The sequence below is a fragment of the Ureibacillus sinduriensis BLB-1 = JCM 15800 genome, assembly GCF_000772955.1.
In the GTDB taxonomy this organism is placed as follows: Bacteria; Bacillota; Bacilli; order Bacillales_A; family Planococcaceae; genus Ureibacillus; species Ureibacillus sinduriensis.
Genome location: NZ_JPVO01000051.1, coordinates 143,445 through 160,111 on the forward strand (window position 1 = coordinate 143,445; position 16,667 = coordinate 160,111).

Here is a 16,667-nt window from a genome sequence, read left to right on the forward strand (position 1 = left end):
TTCTCAATCGAGGCTGCCGATTTTACGTAAAAACCGTTCTGTTCTAGTGATTTTTTCTTTATAGATAATCGGCTGATAACAAAATGTTGTATAGTCAATTTCATTAAGCTGTTTGATCAGCATCCGACTGCCATATACAAAACTAAGAGCTGCCGCTGTGAACATGCCTGCTCCGTACAGGCCAAACTGCCCGCTGAATAAAATAGTTGTGGAGAAGCTAATTAAGGCATAAAGGCCGGTTAAGGAAAAGGCGGCTTTCCGTTCATCAAAATAAAGCAAAATCAAAAAGAATGTAATCATCAAGCTCAAAAACCAACTGCCAAGCACTACGATTATAAAAATATCAATCTGGTCTTGCGTTAAACCCAGAAACGGCAAAAAGCGGACACCAATAAACAAAAAAACGAAGGTGACAAGAAGCTGCACCTGTGCTAGAAAGAGTATTTCCAAGCGTAGTGTCCGATACATTTCCTGCTTAGCACTTTCAATATCCTGCAGCGGAAATCCATTTAAAATGCGCCCGTAATATTTTTTATACGTTGTGTAAAACGTGGTCTCAAGCGTCACCATAAAAAGTATCAGGGCTGGTAATACGCTCAAATAAGCGTAAAATACCGGGGTGTCATAATATGGAGCCATTAAAAATGTATCTGCGACAATAACTTTTCGATCGCCAATCCAGACTGCCATGTTATGTCCATACAGCCCCAGATAATAGAACAAACCGACGAAAAACAAAAGTGGATATTTCTCCATATACGTTAAAAAGTAAAAATACTGTTTGTTGTTCAGCTGGAAATAGCCAAAAATATCCCGCAACAACATGATGGCAATAAGCAGGAATCCTATATCAAGACCAATAAACACCGCTATAGCCGTTTCAAATCCTAGCAGACCGGTTGCTGCCCAAATAATCAGTGCCGCAACTGCCACGCCGAGCAAGTAACCTTTGACAATTTTCCGGTAATCCTTCAGAGCGGATACATACATCGATAGTATCCAGATAATATTTAATTCCACGAAAAATAAGTAGGAAATGAATTTAAACATGAGCGGGAGCGGTGATGACCAGTAAAAAAGCACAGCAGCGATAAACCCGATTAAAAGTACAATCCCAATCGCCCCGTACATCGAAGATAGGACATTTTCTTCTTTTTCCATAAATGTCTGATCAGCCACAAAACGGGAAATGACAAACAGGAATCCGCCGGTCAAGATTTGCGAAAAAACAAATGCATATTGAACTGACGCCATAAATAGATTCACTTCGGAACTTGGCGTGTCCAAATGCATGAGCCATTCCCGCGCTATTGTAATAAGCAAAATACTTAAAAACATTGGACCAACAGCGGTTACAGCTGAATAGCCATATGCCCGTAGTTGAGCAAAGAAGTTTGATTGGTTATACAGTTCTTTCAACTGAAAGCCTATGCCTGCCATTCCTGTTCACCTCCTTGTATAATCGATTATACTTTTCTATCATGCCCGGCAGTGTATATAAAGAGGTTACTCGCTCTCTTCCGTTGCGCCCATATTCCTTCCGACGTTTCGGGTCATTTGCAAGTGAGATAATGTCATTTGCCATCAAATGAAAATGCATCACCGGGACAATTGTTCCAGACTGGCCAAACGAATCATACTTGCCAAGCAAAAGCTCCGCACAGCTTCCTACATCAGTTGCCACAAAGGGAATTTCCATTGCCAATCCCTCCAGGATAACAAGTGGCTGCCCTTCGCTGATACTCGAGAGCACAAGGATATCAAGAAACTCTAGGTACTCCTGCACATCCACAGCTCCTGTAAACACAATATTGCGGATGCCCAAACTATCAGCCATTTCGATGCATTCTTCGTAATACTCCTCATCTTCTTCATATGGCCCGATAATGTAAAAATAGCTATCTTGTATTTCCTGCTGCACAATGGAAAAACTCTGAATCATGGTTTTGATATCTTTGATTGGCACTACCCGGACAATTGCCCCTATGTGAATGCCGGTTACTTTCTGGTTACGGTTTTGTATATGAAACTTATCGACGTCGATGCCATTAGCAATGATGGATGTTTTTTCGGCTGGACACCCGAGCTCCATTTGAATCTGACGGCTTCCTTCAAACAATGAGGTTACCCGTTCAGCATGCTCATATGCGCATTGTGATAAGCTGTAAAAATAATCAATCCAAATATCTTTGAAGTATCCCTTAATCCAATCCGCTTTAATGATTTCCTCTTCCCGCTCACGTGTATAAATACCATGCTCAGTGAGCAGAAATGGCTTATTATACTGATGTTTCGCCAATGCACCGAGGACACCCGCATATCCGGTTGATACGCTGTGATACAAATCCGCTTCGGGCATTTTCTGGTCAATGCACAGAAATAGTGGCAACACCATGGAGCGTAAGGCCCAGAACATATCAGTAAACGGAACATGTACGAATCGTTTGGTGCAAAGTTCCTGCACAATATCAAAGAAATCTTTGCTTGCCAAGAAATTTAAAATTGAATCTACTCGTCCATCAACGAAAAACTGAAAGAGCACACTCCAATTTACTTCTCTTCCCCCGATCAGGGATAAGAACGCTTCTTTCTCCTCTTCCGTTATGTTGTAACGCTTACCGGCTTGAATATTTTCATCTACATGAGCGCCAAGGAAAATGTCGTGCAATTCTAGCAAGTTCGAAGGCAATTCATATTTCCGTGTGATATCTTTTGAGTCTTTCGCCGAGATGGAATATACAATGAATTCATGTTCCGGCATATTTAAAATCATTGATTGGACCCAGCTTGATACGCCTCCTGTTACATATGGATACGCACCTTCTGAGATTAAGCAAATTTTCACTGTAAACCTCCTAGAACAATGGAAAATGTCAACTTGTCTGCCTCTACTAGATACAAATCTTCCCCAATTTTCTCCACTTTACAATCTTCAGTTTTCGCAATCGTCCGGTTCGTTGAAAAATAGTAATATGTGTGCGCATTTTCTTTCATCGCTGTAGTACGGAAAATTAGTTTATCACCGTCCTGCTCTTCATACAGGTCACTGTATATATACGCATATGCTGCCTCCCCGGCTTTTGAAAGCGTAAGTGAACGAAGCCAAGGAACTTGATCTTTCATTGACTGTTGCAAATCGGTGAAAGCGGATAATTGCTCCTCTGCGTTGCCTTCTTCAAAAAATCGATTTGGGTACAGAGAGTGGGCATAAAATCCACTTAGGGCCAATTCATTGAAAAGTTGCCACTTTTTATTATCGTCCAGGCTGAACCCTTCAATCGTTTTCGGCAGTACAATGGTTTTTTCCATTTTCTGTACGTCAGTATTTGGTACAAGAGTGGTGGATGCATCCTTCATTAACTCAACATCCACTTCCGGAGATGAACTACTTGTCGAGCGGATTGCATAACCCGGAAGCACCTCTTTTATGTGCTGAACAGAGATATCGTGAGAACTGGCGATTTGATCAGCATTTTTTGATAAAGGCAACTGCACTGCGATCTCACCGCCCATCCGCAGTAGCTCCCGCCCATATAACTTCAAATCATCATGCACTGGATATGGCGCATTATCTGTACGTCCCGTATCCACCGGTGCTAGGTAGGAAGCAGTATAGTTTAAATTAAACTTGGATTCAATCCGCTGCAACTCCGGCCATACAACTGTGCGGTAATAATCACGGTTTGTATAAGAAGGCGATAAATCCCTGCCTTCGGGTACAAAAAATGGAAAGCCACTCAGCTCCGTAACACGCCCATTGACAATGGGCATGATTACATGCTCAGATGCCTGTTGAATACCTTTCACAAATAAAGACTGGTCAGTCATTGCAGTAAACATCGTACCATTAAAAACAATAAACGCCCCTTCTCCGTATGTAGCTTTCCACAACAGCGGGATGTCCGACGAAGAAGAAGCAAAAAGCTTGGCATCGCCTGAAAGCCGAACAGATAGCGATGAATTGATGATGCTATCTGATATAAAAACAGTATCTCCGTTATCACCAAAAAACGGATTTTCAAGCTTAATTCCCGTTGTCTCTATAAAATTGCCTGTCTCCACTAAACCAAGTGGTTGATAAAGAGTAGACAAAGCCGGACCGGGTGAAGGGCGAACAGCAAAAAATAAAGAACCGCCATGTTGTACAAATCGAAGTACAATGTTTGTTTCCTTCAACAAATCAATTTGCTCGGTTGCTACCACCACGCTGGCGTACCCTGAAAGGTCTGCTTCAGATTCAATAGAAGAAATCGGGCGTACTTCTACATCTTTTCCCATCAACTCGAGCCGCTTTTTCAATGAATTTTGAAGAGCCGGTTGGTCCGGTCCTGTCAAAAGTAGATATGACGGTACATTCTGGCTTCCTTCCACTTCTTGCCTTACCACAGCATGCTCGGATGGTTCGTTGAAATATTTAAATTTCAGTACCGCATCTGAACGGGCGATTAAAAATAAAACTCCTATTAAAGCAATAAACATCCCCAACGCATAAATACTGCGCTCAATTTTAAATTTTCCCTTCATACATACCACCTTGTAGCCAATAGCGCAGTTGGTTCAGACGTTCAGGCGACAAGCGGATACTTGACGAACGAATCTTATCCACCAGCTGGAAAAAAGCCTCTCTGTTTTGCATATGAAAGTGTACACTCATAGCAGCAAAATACGCATCTTCATCGTGTGAAAAATGCTCCAGGAACGCTTCGGCTGTCTCTAGTGCCTGCTGGTACTCCCTAAGTTCCAGCGCTGTTTTGATTTTTTCATTGTAATATAACGAGCTGTCCGTCGGATTGAGCGCCAACAACCTGCTCAACGACTGGGAATACAGATACATATATTTTTTTTGTGTTTTTTGGTCAAGAAATTCAATTTGAACAGACTGTTTCAGAACATCCACATACTGTTTAATGGTTTCTAGACCCGTGCTGTTTTCCTGAAGCCTTGCCTCTAGACGCTTCAGTTCTTTTACTAACTGGCTCTTTGCCTGTTGCAAAGCGGTAGCAGCGTAGTGTGAAGTTTCGGTATCCTCACTCTTCAGTGCCAGTGCCAAGGCGTCCGACTGCTGCAAAAATTCCTCCTTCAGCAGGTTTATCAGCGATTTACGCTTGATACTATTTTCATTTAGCATCAACGCATCTTGAAATGGGATAATATTCATTTCGAGTTCGCGGTTTGGCGTTTGCAAAGAAAGATCCATGTATTCCTCACGCCTTAGTAGCCATTCCGGCAGTTCACCGTCCTGTGCCGACTTCTTAAACATAGCCAAAATAATCAGGACGCCCAAAAAAGGGCAGCTAATTAAAATCATCGCTTGAAGCGCTGCCCCTTTCCTCCGCCGTATATATAAGACAATGCTGTACAGGAGTGCAAAGGTGTAATAAACAATCAGTCCTTTAGCCAACATAAGAAAGTTCCTCCTCGGTCACAGTCGCATCAATGCATTTTTTGCCGAGGCGTTCTACTACAAGAGCAGCATCAACCGCTTCTGTGTTCGATAGGATAATACGGAGTTTCCCTTCCTCAGTAAATCCAAAATAATCTGTTGTCCGCAGTGTTGTTCCAATCGACTGCAGCTTTTCTTTATCATGTTCCTCCCCCTTGACATGAAGGATTGTGTAAGGAATATGAAGTGATTCGGCCGCCTGCTGTTTTTGTTCCAAAATCCGAGCAAAGTATGCTGGTTTCAATGCAGTTGTTTCTTCTACATAACGCTCATGGTTAATCTCCTGAATATAGCTGGATGATCGTTCAAGTGCTGAACTGATAAGACGGATTACTACATCGACCAAATTCTTAAACGACAATGTTAATTGATGAAATGGCACATCATAGCAGACAATCATAGCCACCGTTTGATTCTGCTGTACAATCGGCGCTACAAAAAATGGTTCAGATGATGACAGCGAATCGTTAAAACAGATCTGCTTTTCGTTAACTGCCTTCTTTATGAGTGTAACTTCTTCTATTCTCAAAGAGGCTTTGGGCATAAACAGTTGATCGCCCGATTTAGCAGTTAGACGGGCAAATCCATTAGGTGCAATGGAATATAGCGCAAAATGCTTAGCTTTCAATGTTTGTTCAAGTACATGAATCGAACCTGAAAATAATGCCTCGGGTTCCAGGCTGTCTAGCGAGCGCGTCGCCTGGTAAATCTGTCCGATTCCGTTATCAGAGCGTAAAATTTGCTGCTGCAGCTCATTTTTAATTCCGAGCGTTTCTTCATAAACGGACGATAAAAACGAATATTGCGCCTGCGAGGAAGCGAGTTCATCCTTTGTAAACAACAGCTCGATTTTCCGACGATCCACTACATAACTAACGATGAGCCCAATAAGCAAATAAATAGTGAACGTTGCTAGGAGAGCATTATCCATAAATAGAGAACCGATTTCCCTTCCTGAGCCAAATGCCTCATTCACATGGACGGCCATAGCTAGAAAGGACGACAAGATAGATTGGGTTTTACCAAATATAAGAGCAACCAACAGCACGTAAATGATCCAGAAATCTATCAATTCAACAGCTGGGACGACAATAACAGACATAGCATAAAACATTAAAAAAAGGACAATGTTTTCCGCAAGGTGCATCCAGTGATTGCCCCACAATGAGGAACGGGATTTTCTTTCCTTCACTGGTTCTGCTGCCGGTATCGCTCCATAGTGTTCCACTGTGGCTTTTAATCCCGCTTCAAGCGAATACTTCGGCACCCAGTCTAAATCTTTTTTCAGCCGCGTATTATCCAATTGCGAAGACGCAATGTCCCCCTCTTTTGATTCAATGAACTCAATTGAAGGCTGTGGCTTCAACTTCGTCAACGCCGCAATAAGGCCCTTAATACTTGTCTGTGTATTGTTCGATACATTGTAAGTACCGCTCAGTCCGCTTATGACACCGCGGTATACAGCCTCTGCCACATCGCCAACATAAATAAAATCGCGCGTCTGTTCACCTGTCCCAAAGACCGCGATTGACTCCTGTCTTAAAAACTTAGTCGTATAAATAGACACAACACCGCTTTCCGCACTCACATGCTGACGAGGACCATATACGTTTGCAAAACGGAATATAATCGATGACAATCCATACATTTCTTCCCACTTGCGGCAGTATAACTCCCCATTCATTTTGTTAATGCCGTATGGAGAAACAGGATCAAGTATCTCCTCTTCCTTAAGCGGAAGTGACATGTTTTCGCCATATACTGCTGCCGATGAACAGAAAACAAACTTTTTGACGCCATACTTTTTCGATAAATTCAGCATATTGATGAGGCCAAGAATGTTCGTCGATGAATCCTCAAACGGCTTTTCAATAGATCGTTGAACACTTGTCTGCGCTGCACAGTGGATGACTACATCAAAGGAGTGCGATTTAAAAAAACTCTCGCATTTTTCATCCGTGATATCCCCAATAAAAGAGCGATGTTTAAAATCAATATTTTCCTTTTTCCCGGAAAGTAAATTATCGATAATAAATACATTATGATTTTCTTTGAAAAAGCGCTCCGCAATAAATGAGCCGATAAATCCGTATCCACCCGTGACTAGTACGTTCATATAATTCTCCTTACTTCCAGATGTTTCCTCAGTCCATTTAGATCTAATAATACATCGCCCCTCTTACAAATTTCTTAAATATTGCTGTAAGTTGGCATATCTCAAACTTCCAGAACTTTCACTATGTAATAAATGACGCGATCTTTTTTTGTCAGGTGATAAAACTCATTTAGTCATTTCAATACCTCTAAGCACCATAGAACAATGAAACTTTCGACCTTACATAACATAGATTATAGTTTAATATCGGATTTCAACACTGCCATTTGGACTATTTTTATATACTGTCAATTTAACCATAGCAGTGAGCCAAATAGTAAGGGTAAAAGAATAATGTAATAACTATTAAAAGGAAAAAACCTCCAAAACTTGATTTAATAGTTTTGGAGGTACTTCTAATTCTATACTAGAAAGCTCGTGACCAATGAGTTTGTGGCGATGTTGGACTTATCAGGAGGCAACTATCATTTTAGTGACCGAACAATGGGGATACTTTCTGTATCTCTAGTTTCATTCGCTGACTTCTCATCTATTGGCATAATCGTTGGGGCTGTCAAAGGGCTCAATGAAGGCCAGGGAAATATTGTCGCACGATTTGGGTTGAAACTGTTATATAGTGCAACGCTTGTAAGCATACTTTCAGGGATTATTGTTAGTCTCGTCATATAGAGAAACATGCTGACCAACCGCAGTTAACACGGGGACGTACGAGACATCCAGCATACGGGAAGCGTCTGTCAAAAGTCGGAGGCAGTGGCGTACCCACTGCCTTTTGTTAATAACCATTTGCAAAATCGGATATCATATCCATTTCATCTTCTGTAAGTTCCCTATTTACATGTTTTCCATATTCCCTAGTAATCTTCTGATGGTCCCCACCGCAAATATTTGTATACTTCGCAATCATTCTAAGCATAGCTGCTTGCTCATTAAATTCACTTTTTGAAATCGGCATTTGATGCGAAAGTATATATGTTTCGGCATCAAACTGCTCTAATTCATCCAGCAGCCGCAGTGACTCCTCAATTGTATAGTGTATTTTTTCGGAATGGATATTTGGGTAAAAACAATCACCAAGAAAAAGAATCTTTTCTTCCTTGATATATACAATTACTGAATCTGAAGCATGGTCCCCTCCAACGTGTTGTACTATACAATTTATCCCACCTAGGTCAATTTCCAGTCTCTTTCCAAAAGCAATATCCGGCAAAACAATTTTGATATCACGGTTTTCCTGGAACTCTTCCTTAATCGCTATTGCGCAAAATTCAATTTCTGTCCCTTCCTTCACTCGCTCATCCAACGCCTCATCTGACCATGAGTAAGGAATGAGTTTCTCCATCTCTATTTTTGTGTCTTTGGAAGCGATGGAAACTGTGTTGGATAACGCTGAAAGGCCGAAGATATGATCCCAATGCCAATGTGTAAGAACGACCATATCAGGATTAGATATTCCCCTATTTGAAAGTTCTCTCAGAAAATACTTGGCATGCTCTTCCGAGTTTCCCGCATCTATCATTAACGTCTTGTTATTGCCGACCACCATTCCTAGAATAGGACGGTCCGTCACCGATATTGGCGTGATGTACCAAAAACGCTCACCTATCTTGTTAATTGAGTGCATTGATGCTACCTCCCTTTAATCACAAAATGTGCTAATTTAATTACTAAGTTGGGGGCTTGCTGAAAGAATGTAGTTCATATTCTTGCATATTGCAATTTGTATTATATATTTCCCCTCATCCGTTCAGTATAAAGATACAATATTTTCCCATAAATTGTTACAAAAATATATTTATATCCTTATAATGAAATAGAGAATCGGAGGGAGTAAATGAATAAAATATATTCGGCCATGATGGTCATCGTTTTTTCGCTTCTTTGTTTTTCTTTGCTTTCAGAGGAAGTAAAGGCAAATGCGTGGGTTGATTACAAAGAAGGATTAAAGCTATATGAAAAAGGAAACTATTCAAAAGCGATCCCTTATTTAAAAAGAGCTGCTGAAGAAAGCAACAATGCTTCTTATTACCGAAAGTTAGCAGAAGCCTATGAGGGTAGCGGACAGTACCAAAAAGCGTCCGACACACTATATACGGAGGCAAAAATACATTATGCAATTGGCCAGAAATCAGGTGACATGAAAACCTACCATGCAGTGATTATTATGGCCGAGCGTTTAAAAAGTGAACTTGAATTATATACAGAAAAACAGGTGCAGGTACAGAACACAAAAACACTTGCCAAATATGAACCAGCATCCGGAATGTACATTGGTGCCTTTATTGATGGCGACGAACCAATGATGACATATGGAAATCAAAAATACACGAAGTTCAATAGTTTAACAGGAAAAAAGCACTCTACATACTTCCGCTATTGGAAATATGGCGACCCTTTTCCAACAGAGTGGGCGATGCAAGTAAAAGAGTCGGGTGCAGCTATTCATATCGCACTTGAGCCAAAAACCGGTCTTGATAAGGTGAAAAATGATGATTATCTTAAAGAGTTTGCACAAGCGGCGGCGGCAACAGAAATGCCGATATTCCTTCGCTTTGCCGGAGAAATGAATGGGAATTGGGTAAAGTGGAATGGAAATCCTTCGAAATATAAAGAAGCATTCCGAACAGTTTCCCGTGTCATGAAACAGGAAGCCAAGAATGTGGCAATGGTTTGGTCTCCTGGTTCTGAACCTAGAGATAAGATGAAAGACTATTATCCTGGTGATGAATTTGTGGATTGGATCGGCACTAGTATCTACAGTGTAAGATTTTTTAACGGGAATGCTAAACAATCTGCCGAATATGTAAATCCATTGGAATTGCTAGATTTCATCTACAAAGAATATGCTGACCGCAAACCGATTATGGTAAGTGAATATGCAGCCACTACTTTCAGTAAAGCTGGCAATATGAATACAACTGACTTTGGCATTAACAAAATGAAAATGCTTTACCATGGTGCGATGTTGAAATATCCAAGAGTAAAAGCCATCAATTGGTTTAGTCTAAATGCATTGGAGAATGCGGATAGACCGGACCGCAAGTTAAACAATTACAGCTTAACAGAAAATAAAAAGCTATTGACGGCCTATTCCAATCTTATTAAAAACAACTATTATTTACAAGATGTCGAAAATGGGCCTTTTGCAAAAACTTCCAGATCAGCAAGTCAGACTATTATTGCCCTTGAGAAACAAGTTATCCGTCAACCAGTAACGATATATGCATGGGCAAAGACATATGATCCAAAAATTTCAAAGATTATTTTCAAATTAGATGGAAAGTACCTCGGGGAAAGCAGTGCCTATCCATTTGCAATCAAAATCAATCCAAGTCAATATCAAAATGGACAACATAAACTTCAAGCCATTGTCTTTGATTCAAAAGGGAAAGTGGCCATAAAGAAAACCGTTGCCTTCCAAACGGCAAAAAACTAAAATGCCGCCTACTTCTTATTAATCTAACAAAAACTCATCTCTAACATCGACTTTTAGATCAAAAATAAAATTCTATTTATACTCAAAATTAAAAACCAATGTACCTCATAGTAGATACATTGGTTTTATTCTGATCTATGACTATTTTTATTCTTCGATAAGTTTAATTAGTTTAGGTTTTCTAACTCTCTGCCTAATAACTTTGCAAGTTCTAACATACCGAATTTTTGTGCTTGTTCTTCAGCATCCGAATTGTAATTTGTGTTTGTATTTACATCGTATGTATATGCAGTGCCTTCCTCATTGACGATAAATTCGATACCTGCAACATCAATGCTATTTTCCTTTAAGAATCTTTTGTATCTTTCAATTAATTCTGTACGAGGATTTTCAACAATTCTAAATTTCATTTGATCTTTTGGCTCTTCTCCAACCGGGCAAAATAAATCACCGATTTGACATGCATCTGCCGGGCATAATTCAAATCCTTCTGAAGTATCCACTCTTACGGAATATACATACTCCCCACCAACGAATTCTACGCGGGTGATTGATTGGTCCGGGGATGATACATATTGTTGTACAAGCGTAATACCATCTACTGAATCTTCAAATGTTGGTTTGTCCAAATGTTCTTGCAGCGCCTCTAAAGAATAGAACAGCTGAACACCCAACCCTTTACCAGCACGGTTATGTTTTGTAATGAACGGGAAGGTGTTCAAAGTTTTTGCTGCTTCCATGATTTGTCCTTTCCCAACAGCCGCAACTGTTTTCGGCACACGAACACCGCATTTCTCTAATTGTGTATATTGTTTTACTTTGCTTAATTCAAGACGAAGTGCATTTGAGCCGTTCAGCACTTTCCTACCATGGAATTCCAACCAATCGATGACCGCACCTGTTAGTTCTGGTGCAAAACGGTGATTGCGTGTATGAGATGATGCACTCATACGATTGTAGAATACACCTTCTGGCGGTACTTCATTTAAATCCACAATTCCTTCATCTAAATGCCAAGTTTCATATGGTAAGTTTAATTCTTCTAATCTTTTTATTAGATGGCTTGTCCAATCATCATTTTCATGAATGACATAGATCTTTTTTGTCATACTAAACACCCCGCTACTTTATTTTCTACATTTAACTTACCTATTTACCTTTGCCAATAAGCAGGCTCACTCTTTATGGAAAGTTGCAACGATAAAGTCTTCTTAAATGCACATTCCCGTATAGTTACCGGCAGTCCCTTCACTACGAAAGGCAAGTATCTAAATCTGATTTCAATTTTAACGCTGACTCTTAAAACTATGCAATAAGTTATTCGTATTTTCACCATCAAAGCAAGTTCTTGAATAGCGCGGATAAATCATAGTCTCGAGAAGGAATTGACCTACTTCTTAAGCTTCCTTCTTATTTCAAAACCAACTTGCTTTTTGGTGGGTACAAATTAAACTTCTTGTTTAAACAAAACTGTAAGATCACCTCATAAAGGTTTCTAAACAGTAACAGCAGATCTGCCTTTCCCATATGGGATACATAGCGGTGTCCCCACGATAGGATCAACCGAGATTACACACTGCATGTCAAAAACTTGTTGAACAAGTTCGGCATTAACAATTTCGTCCGGCTTTCCCTGTGCCACAATCCGTTGGTTTTTTAACGCCACCAGGTTGTGTGCATAACGGCAAGCCAAGTTTAAATCATGCAGAACCATCACAATCGTTCTGTTTTCCTTCTCATTTAAATCGTACAACAGATCAAGAATATCAATTTGATGTGCCATATCTAAATAGGTAGTAGGTTCATCCAGCAAAATAATATCGGTATTTTGGGCAAGTGTCATGGCAATCCACGCCCGCTGTCTTTGTCCCCCTGAGAGCTCATCGATGGCCTTATCCTTCAATTCCATTAAAGAGGTGGATTTAAGGGCGTTGTTCACTAATTTTTCATCCTCTTTTGTCCACTGTTTTAACCAATTTTGGTATGGATACCTTCCTTGTTTGACTAATTGCATGACAGATAATCCTTCTGGGGAATCCGGTCCTTGTGGGAGAATTGCCAGTTTTCTGGCCACTTCTTTTGTAGGCAGCTTTGCAATACTTTCCCCATCAAGTAGTACACTCCCTCCTTCAGGCTTTAGAAGACGGGCGATTGAGCGGAGGAGCGTAGATTTCCCGCAGCCATTTCCGCCAATGAATACTGTAATTTCGCCTTTAGAAATCGATAAATCTAATTCTTTTATAATAATTTTTTCACCGTAAGCTAGAGTCAGTTTTTCCGTTTGCAAAATGCTGTTCACGTGTATTGGCCTCCTTCTATTAGTTGTTTTTGGTTTTCATTAAAAGATAGATAAAATAGGGAGCGCCTAAAGCTGCCGTAAACACACCTGCAGGTACAATGGAAGGCAGGAATAATGTACGCCCCATCAAATCCGCCAGCATAACGAGAATTGCCCCTATAAATGCAGACACAGGCAATAACGAACCAAACGAGGAACCAACGAGCCTGCGTGCCATATGGGGTGCCATCAGCCCCACGAATCCAATACTTCCAGCAAAGGCAACGGCTGTGCCTACCAAACCTGTACTTATAATAAGCAGTATAAACCGATGACGTTCGACTGGACTTCCGACCCCTTTTGCAATATCCTCTCCTAAAGATTGGACATTGATATTCCGCGCCGAGAAGAAGGCCATTAGCAACAACACGAACATAACAGGAAGAAGCACATGAACATCCTCCCATCCAACACTATTTACGCTGCCAGTAATCCAAATATTCGTCTGGCTTGCCATATAAATTGGGCTCAGCACCATAAACGTAGTTGTTCCCGCTTGCATCAGTGCTGTAATACCAATACCAATAAGGACAAGTCGAACCGGTTTGACCCCATCCTTCCATGACAAAAAATAGACCGCAATCGCGACTAACGTTGCCCCAACAAAAGCTGCCACAGGTAACCAGTTTATACTGACAATTAGTGAGTAATTTTCATCGCTAAAAAGCCATAAAAAAGCGACAACAGACATCCCTGCCCCGGCTGTTACCCCTATTGTATCCGGTGCAGCTAGATCATTTCGGATCAGGCCTTGGAGAATCCCTCCTGCAACGGCAAGCCCCATTCCCACTAACATAGAAACGATTATTCTCGGCAATCTGAATTGATGGACTACAAGTTGCTGAAGCTCTGTGCCTCCTCCGAAAAATAGTTTAACAACCGTTAATGGATTGATCTTAACATCTCCCAAACCAACACTTGCGATAAAGAGAATCAAAGTAATTATGAAAAGTACAGCCAATTTTACAAGAGCATTGTTGTCTAAAAGCAGGGACAACCTATCCTTTCCTACGCGAAAGCTTCGATATCCTTTCACCCTTTGTTAGCCCCCTTGCGTGCAATATATATAAAATATGGTGTTCCAATAAAAGCCATCATTACCCCTACTGGAACTTCTTGAGGCATAACAATATATCGGGCGCCTATATCGGCAGCCAATAAAAGAATCCCCCCCAAAAGAGCTGCAAAGGGCACCAACCATCGATGATCGATACCTATCAATCGGCGGGCGATATGTGGGATCACAATACCAATAAAACCAATTGGACCAGCAGCTGCAACCGATCCGCCTGCAAGTAATATGACAATTACACCGACCATGATCTTCAACATTCCAACTTTAAGCCCTAAACCCCTGGCTATATCATCTCCCATCGCCATTACATTCATCATTGGAGCTATAACTAGAGCCAGTAGCCATCCAACAACTAAATAAGGAAATACTGAAGCTAATATTTCAAGCTTCCGTCCTTGGATCGATCCGGAAAGCCAAAATAAGACTTCATCCAGAGCTGCTTCATTTGTCGTTAACATCCCTTGAGTAAAAGAGGAAAACAACGCTGTCATCGCAGCTCCAGCAAGTGTCAATTTCATCGGCGTTAATCCTCGCTTTCCTACTCCTCCAACAAAATAAACAGTCAATGCGGCGATTGCTGCACCTAAAAATGATATCCATGTAAATACACCCAGACTTGAGACTTGAAAGATAGTAATCGCAAAAACTACAGCAAAGCCAGCTCCTGCATTGATTCCTAATATACCCGGCGATGCTAGCGGATTTTTTGTCACCGTTTGCATATACACACCGGACACAGCAAGGGATGCACCTACACTCGCTGCAATCAATGCCCTAGGCAAACGAACAGTTTGAATAATTAAGTGTTCATTACTCCCATCGAAAGCAGTAAAGGCTTTATAAGCCAATTGCATAGTTGTATCCGTGTACCCTGAAACAATACTTATTCCCATTAATAGAACTAGGAAAATGGCAGCAAGTATTATTTTTGACATTCTAGCAAAATCGAAAATTCCATTCATTTTTGTCATCCATCCTAACCTAATATAGTGATAGTGTAGAAGATATTAAAATTTCAGTCAATAATAATGATAATCATTCTCAATTTTTATTGACAATATTTTCATGTTTAATTAAAATAGTGAATGATAATTGATAATGATTATCAATATTAGTTAAAAACTTGGGGGTACAGGATGAAAGGAAAATTACGGTCATTATTAACACTTTTTGTATTTTTATCTCTATTATTGTTAGCAGCATGCGGCAACACTAATGAATCTGCTGACAAGGAGGAAGCAAAAACACAAGCAGCTGAAACTACGAGTTATTCCGTAGAACATGCAATGGGGACAACGGAAATACCGGCCACTCCAGAACGGGTGGTTATCTTAACTAACGAAGGAACAGAGGCGTTATTGGCGCTGGGAGTAAAACCGGTAGGCGCCGTAATGTCATGGGATCAAGACCCTTGGTATGAACACATCAGTGATGAAATGGATGGCGTCGAGGTAGTAGGAGATGAGTCGGAAGTAAATATTGAAAAAATCGCTGAGTTAAAGCCAGACTTAATTATTGGGAACAAGGTTCGTCAAGAAGCAATGTATGAGAAATTTAAAGCGATTGCTCCGACTGTATTTTCCGAAGATCTTGCAGGGGATTGGAAAATCAACTTCGAACTCTATGCAAAAGCATTGAATTTGACTGATAAAGGGAAAGAAGTAATGGTTCAGTATGACAATAAAGTGGAGGAAGTGAAAACCAAACTCGGGGATAAAGTAAATCAGGAGATATCAATTGTTCGGTTTAGCTCCCGTCCTACACGCATCTACTACACAGATTCTTTCTCAGGGGTTGTATTTGATCAACTTGGATTTAAGCGTGCTGCACATCAAGCAAAATTATTTACAAAAGACAATAAAATGGGGAATTTTGCAGTTGAAGTAGATAAAGAATTAATACCCGAAATGGATGCAGATGCATTGTTCTACTTTACATACGCAGACTCTACCGCGGTTGAAGAAGAATGGACAAATGATCCACTTTGGAAAAACCTTACTGCTGTTAAGGAAGGTCATGCCTACAAAGTGAGTGACATTATATGGAATACAGCTGGCGGTGTTAAAGCGGCTAATCTTATGTTGGATGACATTGAAAAAATTTTTACTGAACAATAGGCTCTTTAAATTTAAGGAACTAAGGTATGGGATGGGATAGTTCCCATACCTTTTTAATGTGCCAACGATGTATATTTGGCAATCCAGATTTCTATATATCGACGAAGGTCCTGCCTAAACAGATAGACAGGACCTTGTAAGT

12 protein-coding genes and 1 pseudogene are annotated in these 16,667 nt (G+C 40.5%); 3 read left to right on the forward strand and 10 right to left on the reverse strand.

The genetic code is table 11. From position 1 onward, the window contains the following. Positions 1 to 3: 3 nt before the first annotated feature. The 5 genes from pelG to CD33_RS19875 are packed head-to-tail and all read right to left on the reverse strand — an operon-like array spanning position 4 to position 7,559. Positions 4 to 1,440 carry an exopolysaccharide Pel transporter PelG gene (pelG, locus tag CD33_RS11305; RefSeq protein ID WP_036200886.1) on the reverse strand — a complete coding sequence of 479 codons (1,437 nt, stop codon included), beginning with the start codon at positions 1,438 to 1,440 and terminating at the stop codon, positions 4 to 6. Then, complete coding sequence (gene pelF, locus CD33_RS11310) at positions 1,403 to 2,845, reverse strand: GT4 family glycosyltransferase PelF (protein WP_036200888.1); 1,443 nt, start codon at positions 2,843 to 2,845, stop codon at positions 1,403 to 1,405. Before pelF ends, pelG begins: the two co-directional genes overlap by 38 nt. Beyond that, the gene (locus CD33_RS11315; protein WP_036200890.1) at positions 2,842 to 4,524 is read right to left on the reverse strand and encodes a DUF2194 domain-containing protein; all 1,683 of its coding nucleotides are present in this window, start codon (positions 4,522 to 4,524) and stop codon (positions 2,842 to 2,844) included. The genes pelF and CD33_RS11315 overlap by 4 nt, the downstream gene beginning before the upstream one ends. Further along, entirely contained in the window at positions 4,508 to 5,404 is an 897-nt protein-coding gene (locus CD33_RS11320; RefSeq protein ID WP_036200892.1) for a hypothetical protein, read from the reverse strand. Before CD33_RS11320 ends, CD33_RS11315 begins: the two co-directional genes overlap by 17 nt. Then, a complete protein-coding gene (locus CD33_RS19875; protein WP_036200894.1) occupies positions 5,394 to 7,559 on the reverse strand; it encodes an NAD-dependent epimerase/dehydratase family protein in 2,166 nt (721 codons plus the stop codon). Before CD33_RS19875 ends, CD33_RS11320 begins: the two co-directional genes overlap by 11 nt. A gap of 411 nt (positions 7,560 to 7,970) precedes the next feature. On the opposite strand from CD33_RS19875, the pseudogene CD33_RS11330 reads away from it, so the two are divergent. Next, positions 7,971 to 8,228: pseudogene (locus CD33_RS11330) on the forward strand (nucleoside transporter C-terminal domain-containing protein); the annotation flags it as partial. A 106-nt stretch (positions 8,229 to 8,334) separates the two neighbouring features. On the opposite strand, the gene CD33_RS11335 reads toward CD33_RS11330, so the two are convergent. Next, positions 8,335 to 9,183, reverse strand: a complete 849-nt coding sequence (locus CD33_RS11335) for an MBL fold metallo-hydrolase (protein ID WP_036200897.1) — start codon at positions 9,181 to 9,183, stop codon at positions 8,335 to 8,337. A gap of 210 nt (positions 9,184 to 9,393) precedes the next feature. Between CD33_RS11335 and CD33_RS11340 the strand changes: the two genes are divergently transcribed. After that, positions 9,394 to 10,995 (forward strand): glycosyl hydrolase, encoded by a 1,602-nt coding sequence (locus tag CD33_RS11340; RefSeq protein ID WP_052130184.1) that lies wholly within the window; start codon positions 9,394 to 9,396, stop codon positions 10,993 to 10,995. Between the two features lie 167 nt (positions 10,996 to 11,162). Here the strand turns inward: CD33_RS11340 and CD33_RS11345 are convergent, their stop codons facing one another. From CD33_RS11345 to CD33_RS11360, 4 genes are all read right to left on the reverse strand, one after another. Further along, positions 11,163 to 12,104 (reverse strand): ATP-grasp domain-containing protein, encoded by a 942-nt coding sequence (locus tag CD33_RS11345; RefSeq protein ID WP_036200899.1) that lies wholly within the window; start codon positions 12,102 to 12,104, stop codon positions 11,163 to 11,165. 386 nt (positions 12,105 to 12,490) lie between these two features. Continuing rightward, positions 12,491 to 13,294, reverse strand: a complete 804-nt coding sequence (locus CD33_RS11350) for an ABC transporter ATP-binding protein (protein ID WP_036200900.1) — start codon at positions 13,292 to 13,294, stop codon at positions 12,491 to 12,493. A gap of 19 nt (positions 13,295 to 13,313) precedes the next feature. Then, on the reverse strand, positions 13,314 to 14,369 hold the full coding sequence (locus tag CD33_RS11355; protein ID WP_036200901.1) for a FecCD family ABC transporter permease: 1,056 nt from the start codon (positions 14,367 to 14,369) through the stop codon (positions 13,314 to 13,316). Beyond that, complete coding sequence (locus CD33_RS11360; protein ID WP_036200902.1) at positions 14,366 to 15,370, reverse strand: FecCD family ABC transporter permease; 1,005 nt, start codon at positions 15,368 to 15,370, stop codon at positions 14,366 to 14,368. The genes CD33_RS11355 and CD33_RS11360 overlap by 4 nt, the downstream gene beginning before the upstream one ends. Positions 15,371 to 15,544: 174 nt before the next feature. Here CD33_RS11360 and CD33_RS11365 point away from each other — a divergent pair, with 174 nt between their 5' ends. Next, positions 15,545 to 16,525 carry an ABC transporter substrate-binding protein gene (locus CD33_RS11365; RefSeq protein WP_036200903.1) on the forward strand — a complete coding sequence of 327 codons (981 nt, stop codon included), beginning with the start codon at positions 15,545 to 15,547 and terminating at the stop codon, positions 16,523 to 16,525. The last annotated feature ends 142 nt before the right edge of the window (positions 16,526 to 16,667 follow it).